Source organism: Enterobacter genomosp. O, from assembly GCF_001022965.1.
Classification (GTDB): Bacteria; Pseudomonadota; Gammaproteobacteria; order Enterobacterales; family Enterobacteriaceae; genus Enterobacter; species Enterobacter cloacae_L.
Genome location: NZ_LECZ01000026.1, coordinates 85,860 through 100,776 on the forward strand (window position 1 = coordinate 85,860; position 14,917 = coordinate 100,776).

Here is a 14,917-nt window from a genome sequence, read left to right on the forward strand (position 1 = left end):
CCCGGTGTGTGATGCCGGGCTTTTTTTTATACCTTGTCGCGTTAACCCCGTTTATCCTCGTCTTCAACTTCTTTTCAGCACAGTATTATGGTTCTGCCCGCTGTTGACGCCCTGCGTTTCCCGCTATGATGAGCGGCTATTCTAAGGAGAACGCATGGTCTGGATAATGCTGGCAACGCTTGCCGTGGTGTTTGTGGTGGGATTTCGCGTCCTGACCTCGGATTCCCGCCGTGCGATCAAACGCCTGAGCGAACGTCTGGGGATGACCCCAATGCCGGTCGAGTCGATGATCGACCAGTTCGGTAAAACGCCCGGCAATGAGTTTATCCGTTATCTTGAACGCCCTGACGAGGCGCATCTGCAAAACGCCGCGCAGGTGCTGCTGATCTGGCAGGTCTGCATTGTCGACGGCAGCGAAGAGAACCTGCACGCCTGGCACCGTATGTTGCGAAAAGCCCGCCTGGCGGCGCCCATCACCGATGCGCAAATTCGTCTGGCGCTTGGCTTTATGCGCGAGATGGAGCCCGATCCGCAGGAGCTGAATGCCTTCCAGCTACGCTATAACCAGCTCTTCCTGCCGGAAGAGGGCGTGTTTTATCTGCATTAAGCCGTTTTTCCGCACAAGATATTTTGAGCGTTAAGAATTTCTTCTCTGTTTTCATTGAGGCGGGTGGCGGCATAGATATCTATGTTTAACCTTTTTGCCTCCGCGTCCGTGAGTTCACGGTAGCAAAGTCCTTCCTGATTAAAGGTGCATTTCGACTGAGGCAGCAGCGCAAATCCTTTCCCTCTTGCGATACGGCTTAGCATCACGAGGGTATCATCCGGCTCTTTTATCCGCTTCAGCGGCGTTTTCAGCGTATCAAAGTAGCTTTCGCATTTGTCGTAGAATGACGGGTTGGCACTTCTTGAAAACCAGAAAATGGGAAGGTCGCTAATATCCTCCAGCGCGACTTTCTCTTTCAGGCTGGCAGGATGTAAAGAGGGCATTGCGATGAGCAACGGTTCCTGGCAGACCCAGCGGTATTGAACAATGTCTTCATGACCCGTTCCTTTTTCACCGGTCAGCACCAGATCCAGCATATTTTTAGACAAGCTTTGCAGCAGTTGGGCTGACGTCAGGTCCGGCGTTTCGACATCATCTCCCGCGTTCATTTTTTGAAGCTGGGTATTCACGGGTTCAATATATTCAAAATTAAGCGTCCGCGTGAGTCCGATACGCAGGCTCGTTTCAGAAGAGAGAGGATCTTCTTTTAGATTACTGATGTCTTTAAGTATTTTTTCTGCCTGAACAACCAGCGCACGACCTGCTTCAGTGAGGCTAACGTCATGCGTGCTGCGGCTGAACAGCTGACGTTTCAGAACCGCTTCAAGGCACTTTATCTGACGCGTCAATGGCGGTTGAGTCATGCGTAGACGTTCGGCAGCCTTACGAAAATTCAGTTCATGTGCAACAGCGAGAAAGCATTGTAATTGTTTGATACTGGGTAGGTTATTGCTGATTAAATGTTCTGCTGTGGCCATACGTGCGTCCTGAATGCGAAAAGGTATTTAGGCTTTTTTCGATTTTGATATTACACGCTAAATGCAGGCAGCAAAACCCGTTTTAACAGTAATACAAAAAATATATTACAAATTTAACAATTCCAATTGTTTCCTGTATTGATAAATTTCTATACGAATCCTCACTCAATCAATATTCGGAGTAATTATGTCGTCTAAATATGTACTGGTATCACGCTTCCCATTAAAAAATGCTTTTTCTGAAAAAGAATTCACTTCATTAAAAAGCAATGAAAACGTTCGCTACTATTCCTGTGAAGAAAACGGTGTAAATGAATTGCTGGAACTGCGTGCATTCAACGATATTAAAGAAATTGCGTGGGCTGAGAGTGAAATGGAATCCATGTTCCATCGTTTCTCTGATGTTCTTTCTGCCGATATTCGTCGCGAATTACTTAAGTTTGTTGAATCCCCGATTGATAATAAAAAGAACTTACCAGAATCAAATTATATCCAGCTTCGTCACGTTGAAGTGCCTGCGCATAACTATCAGCAGTACCGTCAGTGGCGCGATGAAACCATTTTTAATGTGGTAAGAGATAACAAAGATAAGATTGAAAGTTTCGAAGCGTTTCATTCTCTGATCAGTGGCGTACCGGGTGTAATGTTTATCTCCTCATTCAACGGCGATAAAGCAGCATATAAAGAAGCATTTACCAATGCGCGTTACCAGGAAATCATTCAGCAGGCCGGCGACAATTTTATCACTGGCGGCAATGACGGTCTTTATACGCGCATCTACCGTGCTTGCTGTTGTTGAGGAACAATGAATGAACTGTAAAAAGTTGGTTGTTGTTGGCGATAAATTTAATGAATTTGCCAACGGTAAAGATGTACTGACTATATCTCAGCTTGAATTATTGACTCAGATCCCTGCGAATATCATTGATAAAGAACATGAAATTATTGTTGGGCAGGGCGTGCGCAAGGATTTTGCCGGAAAAGTAATTTCAAACCAGGCAAGAAACGCAATTCATGGTAATAAACTAAAAATGTGCTCTCTGGAAAAACTGGTTAGCGACAAAAAAAATGCACATTGCCATAAAAAACTGGAACAGAACGTACTTATAGGACCTGCGGAACAGGCTGAGCATAATCCCGACCTTTATGCGATGCCTCTGTTAATCGACGAGCGTTGCGAATTGATGGCGGATCACCAGACGGGTCAGCATATTCAGGGAATGCTACTGGTTGAAGCCTGCCGACAGGCCTTTATCGGCGTCACCGAAGAGTTTATTTACCAGCAGGAAAGTGGGCGCTATTACGTCATTAATAGCATGGCAATCAATTTTGCCAGTTTCTTGTTCCCTTTACCGGCGCTGGTCCATTTTGAATTTCTTGAAAAAGATATTAACGACCGCCGGGGGCGTTTCAAGGCTCAGGTACGCGTCACTCAGCACCAAACGCTTTGCGCGACAATGGATGTGTCGTTCACCGTCTATCCTTCCGCCCTGATTACAGAGAAAGAAAAATCTCTGGCTGAGGTTGCCATGCAGGCGGCCATCGTTCAGCAGCAAGGGGTGGTTCAGGGGGTAACGCATGCCTGAATTACGTAGCCAGAAATACCGTCTGGCTGCGACCACGCAGGGGCCGCTTTACCCCCCTGCGGAGGTCATGGACGGGAAGGGTAATTTTGTCGTAGTTGGTATGGTGCCTGGGGATAACGGCTTGCAGTGGCGAAGCGTCATTGTCTCACCGAACAGCGCGCTTCCGGCTTTTGGGGAAATCGCACCCTATAACATTCTGTGTGATATAGAAAAGATGCCCCAGGACGCGTTGAAGGACATTATTCTTCATACTCTTCCTTTACCCATTCCGATGAACAACTATCGGATGATTTTCGCACCGGAACAGCGGCCGCACGCCAACAAAGAAAAGAGGCCGAGCGTGCCGCTTCATGACGGCTATATCGCGGACTATCGCAGCAGCGATGGAAAGCGAGACATCCAGCCTGTTACCCTCGCTGCCTGGCTTGAGGCAGAGGGAACTTTTGACGTCACGTTGTCCGAAGATAAAAAACGAGCACGGTTCACGTTTTCGTTCCGGAGTCTTGTTCCGGATAGCGTTTATACCGTGATGAGTCTCAGGGAAAACGATTTAGCCTCTGAGGCGCCGAGCAGGCCTGGCCCGCTCGGCATACCCAACGTATTTATAACCGATAGCGAAGGCAATGCCGAATATTGGGCTGAGTTAACCGATCCTTTTCCGGCACCGGAGAGGAAAGGAAACAGAATTATTAACGTAGTCGTACTTTATATGAGCTCGCGTCAGAGCTACGGCGGTGCAATTGGTTTTTACGGTCTTGGAGGCGATATCCATGCCCATTTAAAACTCAAAGGCCGTTCCTTCGATGAATTTACAACTATAGAGTGAGAAAAGCATGCCGTTTGTTCATGTGATGACCTGGCCGACGAAAGATGAAAATCAAATCATCAGGCTTCAGGAAGATATTACGTTTGCCGTTCACAAAAATACAGGTGCACCGCTGGATAAAATTTCCGTGGTGGTTTCTGAAATTCCGCCTTCCCGCTGGGCGGATGCAGGCGTGCCTGGTACGGATAAAGATTTCCCGGTTAAGAGTCGAAGAAAAAACTACGAGGAATAGGCTTTGCGTAAACACGCCGCATTTTTTGACGTTGATGAGACGCTTATAAATATTAAAAGTATGTTTGATTTTTATGATTTCTGGTGCAGGGAAAATAATCAACACGATCGTCTTCAACGCTTTATGTCTCGCTTTCGAGCCGACGTAAAAAACGGTGTGCCAAGGGAGACGCTGAACCGAGAGTATTATCGCCAGTTTAAAGGTGTATCTTGTCGTTATCTGGACGAAATGGGTGAGGAATGGTTCAGGCATAAGCTGGAAAATGAGTTTTTTATTGATAGCGCCGTTGCAGCACTTAAAAAACATCAGAGCCAAAATATGTACACCGTATTTATATCTGGCTCTATGCTTCCGATTCTTTCACCCATTGCGAAATACCTTGGGGTAACGGATGTACTCTGTGCGCCGGTCATAATAAATGCAGCAGGTGAGTTAACGGGTGAAATCGGCCTGCCGCAAACCATTGGAGCGGGTAAAAAAGACGCGCTTATGACGTTTTGCCGGGATAAGGAAATTAACCCGGCGGATTGTTATGCCTACGGTGACGATCTTTCGGATATTCCAATGCTCGAAGCCATCGGGCATCCCGTGTGTGTGGGAGAGCATTCCGCGCTTACCAGATATGCAACAGAAAAAAATTGGCAAATTATTTAAACTATCATTGAGGTAAGTAGTATGACTTCAGAACTCTCTTTGCAAAATATGACGTTAAGGTCATGGCTTGCTTTATTCATTCTGGCTATTTCAACGTTTACTATTGTCACTACCGAACTGGCGCCGGTCGGATTATTAACGCCAATCGCAGAGGGGCTACAGTCTTCGGAATCCGCGGTGGGCATGACCGTGTCGCTTTATGCCTGGGTGGGGGCGTTGAGTGCGCTGTTTGCATCCGTCTTTTTAGGCAATGTGGCCAAGAAACGCCTTTTACTCGTGCTCACCGTGGTGCTTCTGATCTCCAACATCATGGCCGCGACGGTAAACACCTACAGCATGCTGCTTAGCGCCCGAGTGCTGGGTGCGCTTGCTCACGGTGCATTCTGGGCGATGATCGGCGCAACGGCGGTTGCTATCGTTCCTGCCCGATATATTGGGGCGGCAACGTCTATCGTATTTGGTGGCGTCTCCGCAGCAAGCGTTTTTGGCGTGCCGGTATCCAACTACATTGGTATTCACTTCGGCTGGCGGCAGGCATTTTGGCTGATGGCCGCGCTGAGCGTAATTGCCTTTGTGGGTATTAGCGTGCTTGTTCCCCAGATCACCAGCAAAAGTGCGCTTGGCCTGGATGCGCTTAAAGGCGTGCTGAAATCGTCTACCTTGTGGAAAATTTACTCCGCTACCCTGCTGGCCGTTACGGCCCACTTTGCCGCCTTTACGTACATTGAACCCTGGCTGCACACGCAGAGTTTACTGTCCACCGCCTTTATTCCCGCTGTGCTTTTTGTTTACGGCATCGCGGGTCTGGCCGGTAACTTTCTGACCGGCGTGTTGATTGATAAGTATCTCAAGCTGACAGTCTCTTTGTCTGTACTGCTGATCTGTGCAGTGCTGCTGTTCCTGGGCCTGTCTGGGTCCTCGCTCTCTGCTGCGTTGATATTCATCAGCATGATTGTCTGGGGCGTTGCCGTGTCAGGAATATTTGTCGGCTTCCAGACCTGGGTTTTACGTATGGCTGAAGATAAAGCTTTCCCGGCCTCCGCAATCTACGTTTCGTTTTTCAATACCGCCATTGGTATCGGCGCGTCGGTCGGTGCCTGGATGGTTTCAGCATTTTCAATGCCGCTCCTGTATATCGTCGCCGGCACGGCCATCGGCCTGTCCGTTCTGCTTGTCGCGGTTATTCCTGCAACGTTGACCGCAAAACAGTCCCCACTGGAGAAATCTTATGAGTCAAATTAATGACCGCACGCGCTATGGCAGAGAGATTATGGACCGTCTTGAAGCGGGACTCGCGGATAAAGTCACCCGCCGCCTGAGCGAGCTGGACCCGGGGCTGCCCGCCCTGATTACCGACTATGCGTTCGGGGATGTGGTGGGGCGTCCGGGACTGGATCTCAAAACGCGCGAAATGCTGACCGTCGCCTCGCTTGTGACGCTGGGTAATGCCATGCCGCAACTGGAACTGCATATGAGAGGCGCGCTCAACACAGGCGTGACGCCGGAAGAGCTGCTTGAAATCGTGATACAGATGGCGGTGTATGCTGGCGTTCCCGCCTGTATGAATGGTCTTACTGCATACCGGGCGGCAATGGCCGCGACGGGTCATACCTTGCCAGGACTGAAAGGGGAAGGCGCATGAGCGAGGTTGTCATTATTGCAGCCCGGCGCACGGCGACGGGCGCATTTCAGGGCGCGCTTGCGGAGCATTCCGCCTCTGACCTGGGAAGCCGGGTCATTCAGGCGCTCCTGAAAGAATCGGGCGTTGAGGCCAGTGATATCTCTCAGGTCATTATGGGGCAGGTTCTTACTGCGGGCTGCGGTCAGAATCCGGCCCGTCAGTCGGCCCTGAATGCCGGATTACCGGTAGAAACGCAATGTCTGACAATCAATAAAGTGTGTGGTTCTGGGCTTAAGGCGGTCCATCTAGGTATGCAGGCGCTCCGGACGGGTGAGGCTGAGTTTGTTATCGCCGGCGGTCAGGAGAGTATGTCCAACGCGCCGCATATCGCCATGACGTCGCGTAGCGGAACGCGGCTGGGTGATATCACTCTCAAAGATAGCCTGGTTTCTGACGGGCTCTGGGATGCCTTCAATGATTATCATATGGGTATCACCGCTGAGAATGTTGCAACGGAGTTTGGTATCAGCCGCGAAATGCAGGATGAGTATGCCCTTGTCTCTCATCACAATGCGCTTGAAGCGCAGGCGCGCGGCATTTTTGAGCGCGAAATTGTTCCGGTTGAGTGGCTGACGCGAAAAGGCGAAACGATTAGCGTAGAGAGGGATGAAGGGCCGCGTGCAACCAGTATTGAAAAATTGACGAAGCTGAGGCCTGTCTTCCGAAAAGAGGGAACGGTGACGGCGGGAAATGCGTCATCGCTGAATGACGGTGCCGCTGCGGTGTTGCTTTGTACGCGTGATACCGCCGAAGCGCGTGGCTTGCCGGTTCTGGCTTCGTTGGGCGTGTTTACCAATTCCGGTATCCAGCCGGCATTAATGGGGGCAGCCCCGATTCAAGCCATTGCCGACTGTCTTTCCCGCTCGGGATGGAAGCCTGAGGATGTCGATCACCTTGAATCCAACGAAGCGTTTGCCGCCCAGGCGCTGGCGGTGATTCAGCAGGCTGGGATTTCCCCGGATCGTATCAATCCTTACGGCGGGGCCATCGCGCTTGGGCATGCGATAGGCGCATCTGGCTGCCGGATTTTGGTGACGCTGGTTCATTCCCTGGTCCGTAACGACGGCAAGCGTGGCGTCGCCGCACTGTGCGTAGGTGGTGGGGAAGGCGTCGCGTTGAGCGTTTATCGCTAACAGGCGCGGCGTATCCGTAGACATAAAAAAACCGGGGAAGCCCGGTTTTTTTATTTCATGATGAGGTATCAGGCGTTCACGCCCTTCATACCCTCGGCGGAATAGCGATCGCCTTTGATCGCTATCCGGCGATGAAGGTTATTCAATGATTCAATGTCATTCATATCAAGCACAATATCGGCTGCTTGCGCATTCTCGGTCAGATAGTTGAGGTGCTTAGTGCCAGGAATGGGAACAAGCTTATCGTATTGCGCTAACAGCCAGGCAAGGGCAATCTGACCTGCGGTACAGCCGTACTTCGCCGCCAGCGGGTGGATGACATCGAGCAGCTGGCGATTATGATCGAGGCTGGACTGAACAAAGCGTTCGTTATTTCTACGGAAATCACCTTCTGCAAACTCGCTATTGTTCAGGTATTTTCCCGTCAGGAAGCCTCTGCCAAGAGGCGAGTAGGGCACCAGACCAATACCTAGCTCTTTAACGACCGGCAGAATGCTTTCCTCGATATCGCGTGTCCACAAAGAATATTCCGTTTGCAGCGCGGTGACCGGATGTACCGCATGGGCCCGTTGCAGCGTTGCAGCAGACACTTCGCAAAGGCCGATGTGGTTGATCTTGCCCTCTTTCACCAGGGTGCGCAGACAATCCATACTCTCTTCGACTGGGGTGGCGTTACTCAATCTGTGAAGATAAAAGAGGTCGATTCGCTCCACGCCAAGCCGCTTGAGGGACTCATTACAGCAGCGGATGATATAGTCAGGCGTATTGTTGATGGTGCGGGCGTAAGACTCGTCAGGCGAGCGGTCGATGCCGCACTTCGTGGCTATTTTGAACTGCTCGCGAGTGCTTTTATCCAGCCCGGCAAGGAAATGACCGATTAGTCTTTCATTATGACCTCGGCCATATAAATTTGCGGTATCAATAAACGTCACGTTCAGATCGATGAGGCTATGCAATACCTGCAGTGAGGCTTTGTCATTAGTCTGGCCGTAAAATTCACTCAGACCCATGGCACCATAGCCGACAGCACTGACGGTAAGATTTTGAGATAAAGTACGTGTTTTCATAGTTTCTCCTTTTCAGACGCTATGATTGTTTCACCTCAAATGTGGATACTGAATTTTCATTTTCGTTATGCTGAAAAGGTATCAGTCGACGACGCTCTCCCTCCTGGCTCATTAAAAACGACAAAAGTTGTCTAAACGTTAAATTCGTCACACTTTTGATGATAAACTGCGCGACTTTTCCGCACGTTTTTATCTTCAGGTGACGCCATGACAGAACATATCCAGCCCTCGACCAAACCGCAGACCAAAGAGGTTACTCGCCCCAACTGGTCGGCGGTTTTTTCCGTGGCGTTCTGCGTCGCCTGCCTGATTACCGTTGAGTTTCTGCCGGTGAGCCTGCTGACGCCGATGGCGCAGGACTTGGGCATTTCCGAAGGCGTGGCGGGGCAGTCCGTTACCGTCACCGCCTTTGTGGCGATGTTCGCCAGCCTGTTTATCACGCAGGTGATTGGCGCGATTGACCGCCGTAAAGTGGTCATTCTTTTCAGCGTGCTGCTGACGCTCTCCTGCCTGCTGGTCTCTTTCGCTGAAAGCTTCACCCTGCTGCTGCTGGGCCGCGCCTGTCTTGGCTTGGGGCTTGGCGGCTTCTGGGCGATGTCGGCCTCGCTCACTATGCGCCTGGTGCCGGCTCGTACGGTGCCAAAAGCCCTGTCCGTTATCTTTGGCGCGGTCTCCATCGCGCTGGTGATCGCTGCGCCGCTCGGCAGTTTTCTCGGCGGGATTATCGGCTGGCGTAACGTCTTCAATGCGGCGGCGGTGATGGGGCTGCTGTGCATTATCTGGGTGTGGAAAGCGCTGCCGTCGCTGCCGGGCGAAGCGGCGCACCATAAGCAGAACATGTTCGCGCTGCTGAAGCGTCCCGGCGTGCTGGCGGGGATGACCGCCATCTTTATGGCCTTTGCCGGGCAGTTTGCCTTCTTCACCTATATCCGCCCGGTGTTTATGACCATGGCCGGTTTTGACGTGGACGGCCTGACGCTGGTGCTCCTGAGCTTCGGTATCGCCAGCTTTGTCGGCACCTCGCTGTCGTCCCAGTTCCTGAAACGCTCCCTGAAAGTGGCGCTGGCGGGAGCACCGCTGGTGCTGGCTGTCAGTGCAGCGGTGCTGGTACTGTGGGGCAGCGATAAGTGGGTGGCGTCTGCGATTGCGATTATCTGGGGCTTTGCCTTTGCGCTGATCCCGGTCGGCTGGTCGACGTGGATCACCCGAACGCTGGCCGATCAGGCGGAGAAAGCCGGGTCGATTCAGGTGGCGGTGATCCAGCTGGCAAACACCTGCGGCGCGGCGGTGGGCGGCGTTGCGCTTGACCATCTGGGGCTGACGTCACCGCTGGTGATTTCCGGCACGCTGATGCTGCTGACGGCGCTGCTGGTGGCGGGGAAGGTTAAGGCGAAGTAGTAAATTCCCCCCCTCACCCTAACCCTCTCCCCCAGGGGAGAGGGGACTGCTCGATGCTGTCTTTTCACCCTCGCCCCTTTGGGGAGAGGGCCGGGGTGAGGGGACATCAGGCTACGCCGATGCCTTAACCCTTCTACGCGAATCCATCGAAATCAACACCACCGACGATACGATCAGCAGCGTCCCAAGCCAGTCCGGCAGGGTGAACGCCACGCCCAGCAAAATCACCGACAGCAGCGCGCTGCTCAGCGGCTCGGCGCAGCTCAGAATGCTCGCCTTCGGCCCGCCGATCATCTGCGCGCCTTTCAGATACAGGCTGAACGTTAGCGCCGTGCCGATCACCACCAGGTAGAAGAACGCCAGCAACAGGCTGCCGTCGATCACGAACGTGGTTCCGCGTCCGGCGTAAAACGGCGTCAGCATCAATCCGGCAATCAACATACTCCAGCCGACAATCGGCAGCGTGCCGTAGCGGGCAATAAGCGTTGACGGATACGTTGTGTAAAACGCCGCGGCAAAGGCCGAGGCAATGCCGAAGAACAGCGCGGCAGGGGAGATGGAGAGCGATGTCGGATCGCCGTGGGTGACCAGCAGGAAGGTGCCGACAAGCGACGTCATGATGGCGGACAGGACAAACACGCCGGGGCGCTTTTTCCGCGCCAGCGCGAACCACGCCACGATAATCGTCGGCGACAGAAACTGCAGCACGGTGGCGGTCGCAGCGTTGGATTTTTCAATCGTCAGCAGGAAGGTAAGCTGCACGGTAAGCGCGCCGACCAGCGAGAAAATCAGCAGGCTGATGGCGTCTTTGCGATGTTTGATGACCGAGAAAATCTTGTCGCCGTGAACGAAGGATAAGGTCAGCAGGATCACGCCGGTAAACAGCAGGCGAACCATGGTCAGGTAAGGCGAAGAAATGTGGCTTTTCTCCATGATGTACTGCGCGCAAACGCCTGAACTTCCCCATAAAACGGCGGCGATCAGGACGTTTAGCATCCCTTTACGTGTGGAACCCATGTTCTCCCCTGCGATGTTGTCGTTAATTCGGTCAACAGCATAGCATGGTTGTGTGCGGCCTGATGCCCTCAACCCGGCCCTCTCCCACGGGGCTGAGGGTTCCCCACAAAATAATGCCTGCACGGACGACCCCCTCTCCCTTGAGGGAGAGGGCTGGGGTGAGGGGGAACATACGGCTCTGGTGGTCATTCCGTTCACTTCATGTTCCTTGCTACTCTGTAACGACATGGCCGGTGAACGTGCCAGGGTGGCTCAATCGCCACCACCCTGGCGACCCGGGCTCCCGGCGGTAAATCGCCGCTTTGCGGTACCCTCAGCTTATTCCTTCAGGCTATCGGGTCGGGCATGAGCCTGCATCCCTGCAGGCCACGCCCTCTCGGCGCATCCCTGCGCCTCGCCCCGGCCTTACGGAAACGCCTCGGCGATTTACAGCCGGACCAGGGCATCGCTGTAATCCATTCATTTTCCTGAAACAACATTCACCGCTTCCGGTTAAAAAAATTACTGGGGATCCCTCAGCCCACAGGGAGAGGGAGCAAACACTAAAAACGGCAACGTTGCGTTGCCGTTTTGCTTTTATCTTAGAACCACGCCTCCCACATCGCGCCGACGTTGAAGTCGTCGAGCGTTTCGTCTTTGGTGCCGTTCACGCGCGCGGTGCGTTCGTTATCCACTTTGCCGCCGGTCACGTAGAAGCGCAGCATCGGACGGAACTCCGGCCCCATGGCGATAGACATGTTCTGCGAGAGGGTCAGCTTCCAGCCCTTGTTGTCGCCGCCGTTATCGTAATCCACATGCTGCCAGCCCGCTTCCAGCCAGGTGGAGTGAACGTCGTTCCACCAGTGCATCGGACGCACGATGGCATTGTAGTTCTTGCGGTTGTCGGTTTTATCGCGGCTGTTGTCGTAGTCGTGGAAGGCGAGGATGTACTCTACCTGCGTGGCCTGGGTGAATTTGTACAGCCCTTCGAAGCTGGCGTAGACCGTGGTCAGGTCCTCGGTTTTGTTGAACACGCTGTTGTCCGCGTTATCAGAGTAGCGGGCAATCACCTTGTTCACGCCGCTGTCGTTGGTGTGGCTCAGCACCACGCCGCCCTGCCAGGCGTTCAGACGCTCGTCGCTCTCCACCGCCTTGGAGTCAAAGCCGTAGTTGGCATACAGCTCCATGTCGATCGGGCCGAGCTTCATGCCGTGGATTTTTGAGGTCGCTGCGTAGTTGCCTTTATCGCCCGTGCCGGAACCGCCGGTACAGGTGATGCGCGACGGGTTCGCTTCATCTTCCATCACTTCCGGGCTACAGGATTCCACCGCCGCCACGGCTGCGACGTCAAACTGCACGCCGCCGATATCGAAGTTCTTCACCCCGGCGCCCTGGCCGTCGTGGTTCATCCAGAAGTAATCGTTAATGCCCTGCTGCGGACGCTGGTGGAAGTCGCGGCCGGCCCAGAAGTAGGCGTTCGGGTTAGACGCCATAATATTGGTCACCCCGGCGTAGGCCTTTTTCAGGTTAACTTCATCGCCCCAGTGATCGATCATCACGTTGATGTCCCAGATGGCGCCGTTTTCACCCTTAAAGGCTTTGGAGAGCTGGAATTCCCCGCCGTTGCCTTCGTTACCCAGACGACCAATCGCGGACGCGCCGTTATAGGAGCCGTCTACCGCCACGTATTTCTGATCGGCGGCCTGGAAGTGCGCGCCGTAGCGGGCGTAGCCGGTAAACTTAATGCCGAACGGAATCGCCATGTCCGGGGACTGCGCCGCGCTTTGCGGCTCGGTCACCACGTCCGCTTTTTTCGCGACGGCAGCGTCCATTTTGGCCTGACGCTCGGCCAGGGCTTTGTCCACCGCTTTTGCCACAATGGCGTCAATTTGCTCCTGCGTGAATTCCTGTGCGAGCACGGAAATTGGGCAAAGCGCGGCGATAACCGCCATGGTTAATGGAAGTTTTTTAATCGTATTCATGGTTATCTCAATATAGTTTAATTTTATTCAGACAATAACCATCCCGCTCCGATCTGACAGAGTATGTCGCTATCATCAGAACAAGTGGAATTCTATTTAAGGTCCAGAGGTATTACAGTAATTTATTTCGCCATAGATTATCTCTGATATAAATGAATAATTTCTTCAGACAGTTCACGCGCTAATAGCGAATTCATTAAATGATCCTGCGCGTGCACCATAATTAAGGTCATCGGCTGGCGGGCTTCACCTGCATCCTGCTCGATCAGTTTGGTCTGCATCTTGTGCGCCTGGCGCGCGTAGCCATCGGCTTCGCGCAGCAGGCTTTTGGCTTCGTCAATGTTGCCCTGACGCGCCGCGTGCAGTGCCTCAAAGCATAGGCTGCGGGACTGGCCGGCATTGACGATAATTTCCATTACGGCTTCTTCTAATACGATCATCACAATTACTCTCTGTCAAAGCTGTTATTTAAGGCGGTGGCGGCAAACCACTCCCCGCTTTTCTTAATGGTGCGCTGCTGCGTCTTTAAATCGAGCTGGATAAATCCGTAGCGATTTTTATACGCATTGCACCACGACCAGTTATCAATAAATGTCCACATATGGTAGCCAAGACAATTGCACCCTTCGCTAATGCCTTTGTGCAGCCAGGTTAAATGCCCGGATATAAAATCAATGCGGTATTGATCGTTAATCTGGCCATTTTCAATAAAACGCTGCTCGTTTTCGACGCCCATGCCGTTTTCAGAAATAAAGCAGCGAGGGTTGCCGTAATTGTCGCGCAGGTTAACCAGAATATCGTAAATACCCGGCTCGTAGATTTCCCAGCCGCGGTACGGGTTCATCTTGCGGCCCGGCATCTCGTAACTATCAAAGAACCATTCCGGCATAAACGGCGCCTGCGGGTTCACCGCGCTGTCGCGACACTTCACGCGACGCGGCTGATAGTAGTTAACGCCGAGCAGGTCGATTTTCCCTTCCGCAATCAGGAAACCATCTTCCGGCTTGCAGGCGGGCAGCTGATCGTAGGATTTCAACAACGCCACCAGATCGGCCGGATACTCCCCGCGCAGCACCGGGTCGAGGAAGCTGCGGTTAAACATCAGGTCCGCCACGTGCGCCGCTTTGACGTCGGCCGGGTTTTGCGAGCGCGGGTAGGACGGCGTCAGGTTCAACACGATGCCGATTTCCCCCGCGTAATGCCCGGCTCGGTATGCGCGCACCGCCAGCGAATGGGCCAGCACGGTGTGATACGCCACGGTAGCCGCCCGGCGGAAATCGACCACGTTGGGATAGTGGAAGTCGTACAGATAACCGCCCTCCACCGGGACGATGGGCTCGTTGAAGGTAAACCAGTGCAGCACGCGGTCGCCAAACAGATCGAAGCAAATCTGCGCATAGCGGGCGTAAGCGTGCACCACGTCGCGGTTTTCCCAGCCTCCGATCTCCTGCATCGCCATCGGCATGTCGAAATGGAACAGGGTGATAAACGGCGTGATGCCCTGTTCATTCAGCTCATCAATGACCTGATTATAAAAATCGACCGCCTCCGGGTTCACTTCACCGATGCCGTCGGGGATCAGGCGCGCCCAGCTAATCGACGTGCGAAAGCTGTTGTGGTTCAGCTGCTTTAACAGCTGAATGTCCGTTTTCCAGTGCTGATAAAACGTGGAGGTCTGCTGCGGCCCCACGCCGTTGTGAAAACGGTTCGGCTCGCGGGCAAACCAGTAATCCCACGTGGTTTCCCCCTCTCTTGCCCCTTCGGTCTGGAGAGCGGAGCTTGCGCTGCCCCACCAGAAGTTATCGGGAAATGCGTATTTCATGACTCTTCCTCTTTGA

At 53.1% G+C, this 14,917-nt stretch carries 16 protein-coding genes; 10 read left to right on the top strand and 6 right to left on the bottom strand.

Translation table 11 applies throughout. From position 1 onward, the window contains the following. Nucleotides 1-154 precede the first annotated feature (154 nt). Entirely contained in the window at nt 155-607 is a 453-nt protein-coding gene (locus tag ABR39_RS14195; protein WP_047347453.1) for a DUF1198 domain-containing protein, read from the top strand. Here ABR39_RS14195 and ABR39_RS14200 read toward each other — a convergent pair. Continuing rightward, complete coding sequence (locus ABR39_RS14200) at nt 604-1,524, bottom strand: LysR family transcriptional regulator (RefSeq protein ID WP_045285316.1); 921 nt, start codon at nt 1,522-1,524, stop codon at nt 604-606. The two genes, ABR39_RS14195 and ABR39_RS14200, sit on opposite strands and share 4 nt — an antisense overlap. A 187-nt stretch (nt 1,525-1,711) precedes the next feature. Between ABR39_RS14200 and ABR39_RS14205 the strand changes: the two genes are divergently transcribed. From ABR39_RS14205 to ABR39_RS14240, 8 genes are read left to right on the top strand one after another with little or no spacing between them, the layout of a single operon-like run. Next, nucleotides 1,712-2,323 (top strand): hypothetical protein, encoded by a 612-nt coding sequence (locus tag ABR39_RS14205; RefSeq protein WP_047347454.1) that lies wholly within the window; start codon nt 1,712-1,714, stop codon nt 2,321-2,323. Nucleotides 2,324-2,333: 10 nt separating this feature from the next. Next, complete coding sequence (locus tag ABR39_RS14210) at nt 2,334-3,110, top strand: AfsA-related hotdog domain-containing protein (protein WP_047347455.1); 777 nt, start codon at nt 2,334-2,336, stop codon at nt 3,108-3,110. Next, nucleotides 3,103-3,936, top strand: a complete 834-nt coding sequence (locus ABR39_RS14215; RefSeq protein ID WP_047347456.1) for a hypothetical protein — start codon at nt 3,103-3,105, stop codon at nt 3,934-3,936. The genes ABR39_RS14210 and ABR39_RS14215 overlap by 8 nt, the downstream gene beginning before the upstream one ends. Nucleotides 3,937-3,943: 7 nt before the next feature. Next, nucleotides 3,944-4,168 carry a tautomerase family protein gene (locus ABR39_RS14220; RefSeq protein ID WP_047347457.1) on the top strand — a complete coding sequence of 75 codons (225 nt, stop codon included), beginning with the start codon at nt 3,944-3,946 and terminating at the stop codon, nt 4,166-4,168. Between the two features lie 3 nt (nt 4,169-4,171). Further along, the gene (locus tag ABR39_RS14225; protein WP_047347458.1) at nt 4,172-4,822 is read left to right on the top strand and encodes an HAD family hydrolase; all 651 of its coding nucleotides are present in this window, start codon (nt 4,172-4,174) and stop codon (nt 4,820-4,822) included. Between the two features lie 21 nt (nt 4,823-4,843). Beyond that, entirely contained in the window at nt 4,844-6,064 is a 1,221-nt protein-coding gene (locus ABR39_RS14230; RefSeq protein ID WP_045285310.1) for an MFS transporter, read from the top strand. Continuing rightward, nucleotides 6,051-6,464: a carboxymuconolactone decarboxylase family protein gene (locus tag ABR39_RS14235; RefSeq protein ID WP_047347459.1), complete on the top strand. Its 414-nt coding sequence runs from the start codon at nt 6,051-6,053 to the stop codon at nt 6,462-6,464. Before ABR39_RS14230 ends, ABR39_RS14235 begins: the two co-directional genes overlap by 14 nt. Continuing rightward, nucleotides 6,461-7,636, top strand: coding sequence for an acetyl-CoA C-acetyltransferase (locus ABR39_RS14240; protein ID WP_047347460.1), 1,176 nt, complete (start codon nt 6,461-6,463; stop codon nt 7,634-7,636). The genes ABR39_RS14235 and ABR39_RS14240 overlap by 4 nt, the downstream gene beginning before the upstream one ends. Nucleotides 7,637-7,704: 68 nt before the next feature. On the opposite strand, the gene ABR39_RS14245 is transcribed toward ABR39_RS14240, so the two are convergent. Continuing rightward, nucleotides 7,705-8,703 carry an aldo/keto reductase gene (locus ABR39_RS14245; RefSeq protein ID WP_047347461.1) on the bottom strand — a complete coding sequence of 333 codons (999 nt, stop codon included), beginning with the start codon at nt 8,701-8,703 and terminating at the stop codon, nt 7,705-7,707. A gap of 207 nt (nt 8,704-8,910) precedes the next feature. Between ABR39_RS14245 and nepI the strand changes: the two genes are divergently transcribed. Further along, nucleotides 8,911-10,101: a purine ribonucleoside efflux pump NepI gene (gene nepI / locus ABR39_RS14250; RefSeq protein ID WP_047347462.1), complete on the top strand. Its 1,191-nt coding sequence runs from the start codon at nt 8,911-8,913 to the stop codon at nt 10,099-10,101. Between the two features lie 111 nt (nt 10,102-10,212). On the opposite strand, the gene ABR39_RS14255 is transcribed toward nepI, so the two are convergent. The 4 genes from ABR39_RS14255 to ABR39_RS14270 form a co-directional block, all read right to left on the bottom strand. Then, complete coding sequence (locus ABR39_RS14255; RefSeq protein ID WP_047347463.1) at nt 10,213-11,118, bottom strand: DMT family transporter; 906 nt, start codon at nt 11,116-11,118, stop codon at nt 10,213-10,215. Nucleotides 11,119-11,699: 581 nt separating this feature from the next. After that, nucleotides 11,700-13,079 carry a carbohydrate porin gene (locus ABR39_RS14260; RefSeq protein ID WP_047347464.1) on the bottom strand — a complete coding sequence of 460 codons (1,380 nt, stop codon included), beginning with the start codon at nt 13,077-13,079 and terminating at the stop codon, nt 11,700-11,702. 137 nt (nt 13,080-13,216) lie between these two features. After that, entirely contained in the window at nt 13,217-13,519 is a 303-nt protein-coding gene (locus tag ABR39_RS14265) for a PTS lactose/cellobiose transporter subunit IIA (protein WP_028015653.1), read from the bottom strand. 5 nt (nt 13,520-13,524) lie between these two features. Next, a complete protein-coding gene (locus ABR39_RS14270) occupies nt 13,525-14,901 on the bottom strand; it encodes a glycoside hydrolase family 1 protein (RefSeq protein ID WP_047347465.1) in 1,377 nt (458 codons plus the stop codon). Nucleotides 14,902-14,917: the final 16 nt, after the last annotated feature.

What these genes read in the sequence shown, in the direction of transcription:
- ABR39_RS14265 (WP_028015653.1), bottom strand. Translation starts at nt 13,519, where the DNA reads ATGATCGTATTAGAAGAAGCCGTAATGGAAATTATCGTCAATGCCGGC.
- ABR39_RS14240 (WP_047347460.1), top strand. Translation starts at nt 6,461, where the DNA reads ATGAGCGAGGTTGTCATTATTGCAGCCCGGCGCACGGCGACGGGCGCA.
- nepI (WP_047347462.1), top strand. Translation starts at nt 8,911, where the DNA reads ATGACAGAACATATCCAGCCCTCGACCAAACCGCAGACCAAAGAGGTT.
- ABR39_RS14270 (WP_047347465.1), bottom strand. Translation starts at nt 14,901, where the DNA reads ATGAAATACGCATTTCCCGATAACTTCTGGTGGGGCAGCGCAAGCTCC.
- ABR39_RS14195 (WP_047347453.1), top strand. Translation starts at nt 155, where the DNA reads ATGGTCTGGATAATGCTGGCAACGCTTGCCGTGGTGTTTGTGGTGGGA.
- ABR39_RS14230 (WP_045285310.1), top strand. Translation starts at nt 4,844, where the DNA reads ATGACTTCAGAACTCTCTTTGCAAAATATGACGTTAAGGTCATGGCTT.
- ABR39_RS14205 (WP_047347454.1), top strand. Translation starts at nt 1,712, where the DNA reads ATGTCGTCTAAATATGTACTGGTATCACGCTTCCCATTAAAAAATGCT.
- ABR39_RS14215 (WP_047347456.1), top strand. Translation starts at nt 3,103, where the DNA reads ATGCCTGAATTACGTAGCCAGAAATACCGTCTGGCTGCGACCACGCAG.
- ABR39_RS14260 (WP_047347464.1), bottom strand. Translation starts at nt 13,079, where the DNA reads ATGAATACGATTAAAAAACTTCCATTAACCATGGCGGTTATCGCCGCG.
- ABR39_RS14220 (WP_047347457.1), top strand. Translation starts at nt 3,944, where the DNA reads ATGCCGTTTGTTCATGTGATGACCTGGCCGACGAAAGATGAAAATCAA.
- ABR39_RS14255 (WP_047347463.1), bottom strand. Translation starts at nt 11,118, where the DNA reads ATGGGTTCCACACGTAAAGGGATGCTAAACGTCCTGATCGCCGCCGTT.
- ABR39_RS14210 (WP_047347455.1), top strand. Translation starts at nt 2,334, where the DNA reads ATGAACTGTAAAAAGTTGGTTGTTGTTGGCGATAAATTTAATGAATTT.
- ABR39_RS14235 (WP_047347459.1), top strand. Translation starts at nt 6,051, where the DNA reads ATGAGTCAAATTAATGACCGCACGCGCTATGGCAGAGAGATTATGGAC.
- ABR39_RS14200 (WP_045285316.1), bottom strand. Translation starts at nt 1,524, where the DNA reads ATGGCCACAGCAGAACATTTAATCAGCAATAACCTACCCAGTATCAAA.
- ABR39_RS14245 (WP_047347461.1), bottom strand. Translation starts at nt 8,703, where the DNA reads ATGAAAACACGTACTTTATCTCAAAATCTTACCGTCAGTGCTGTCGGC.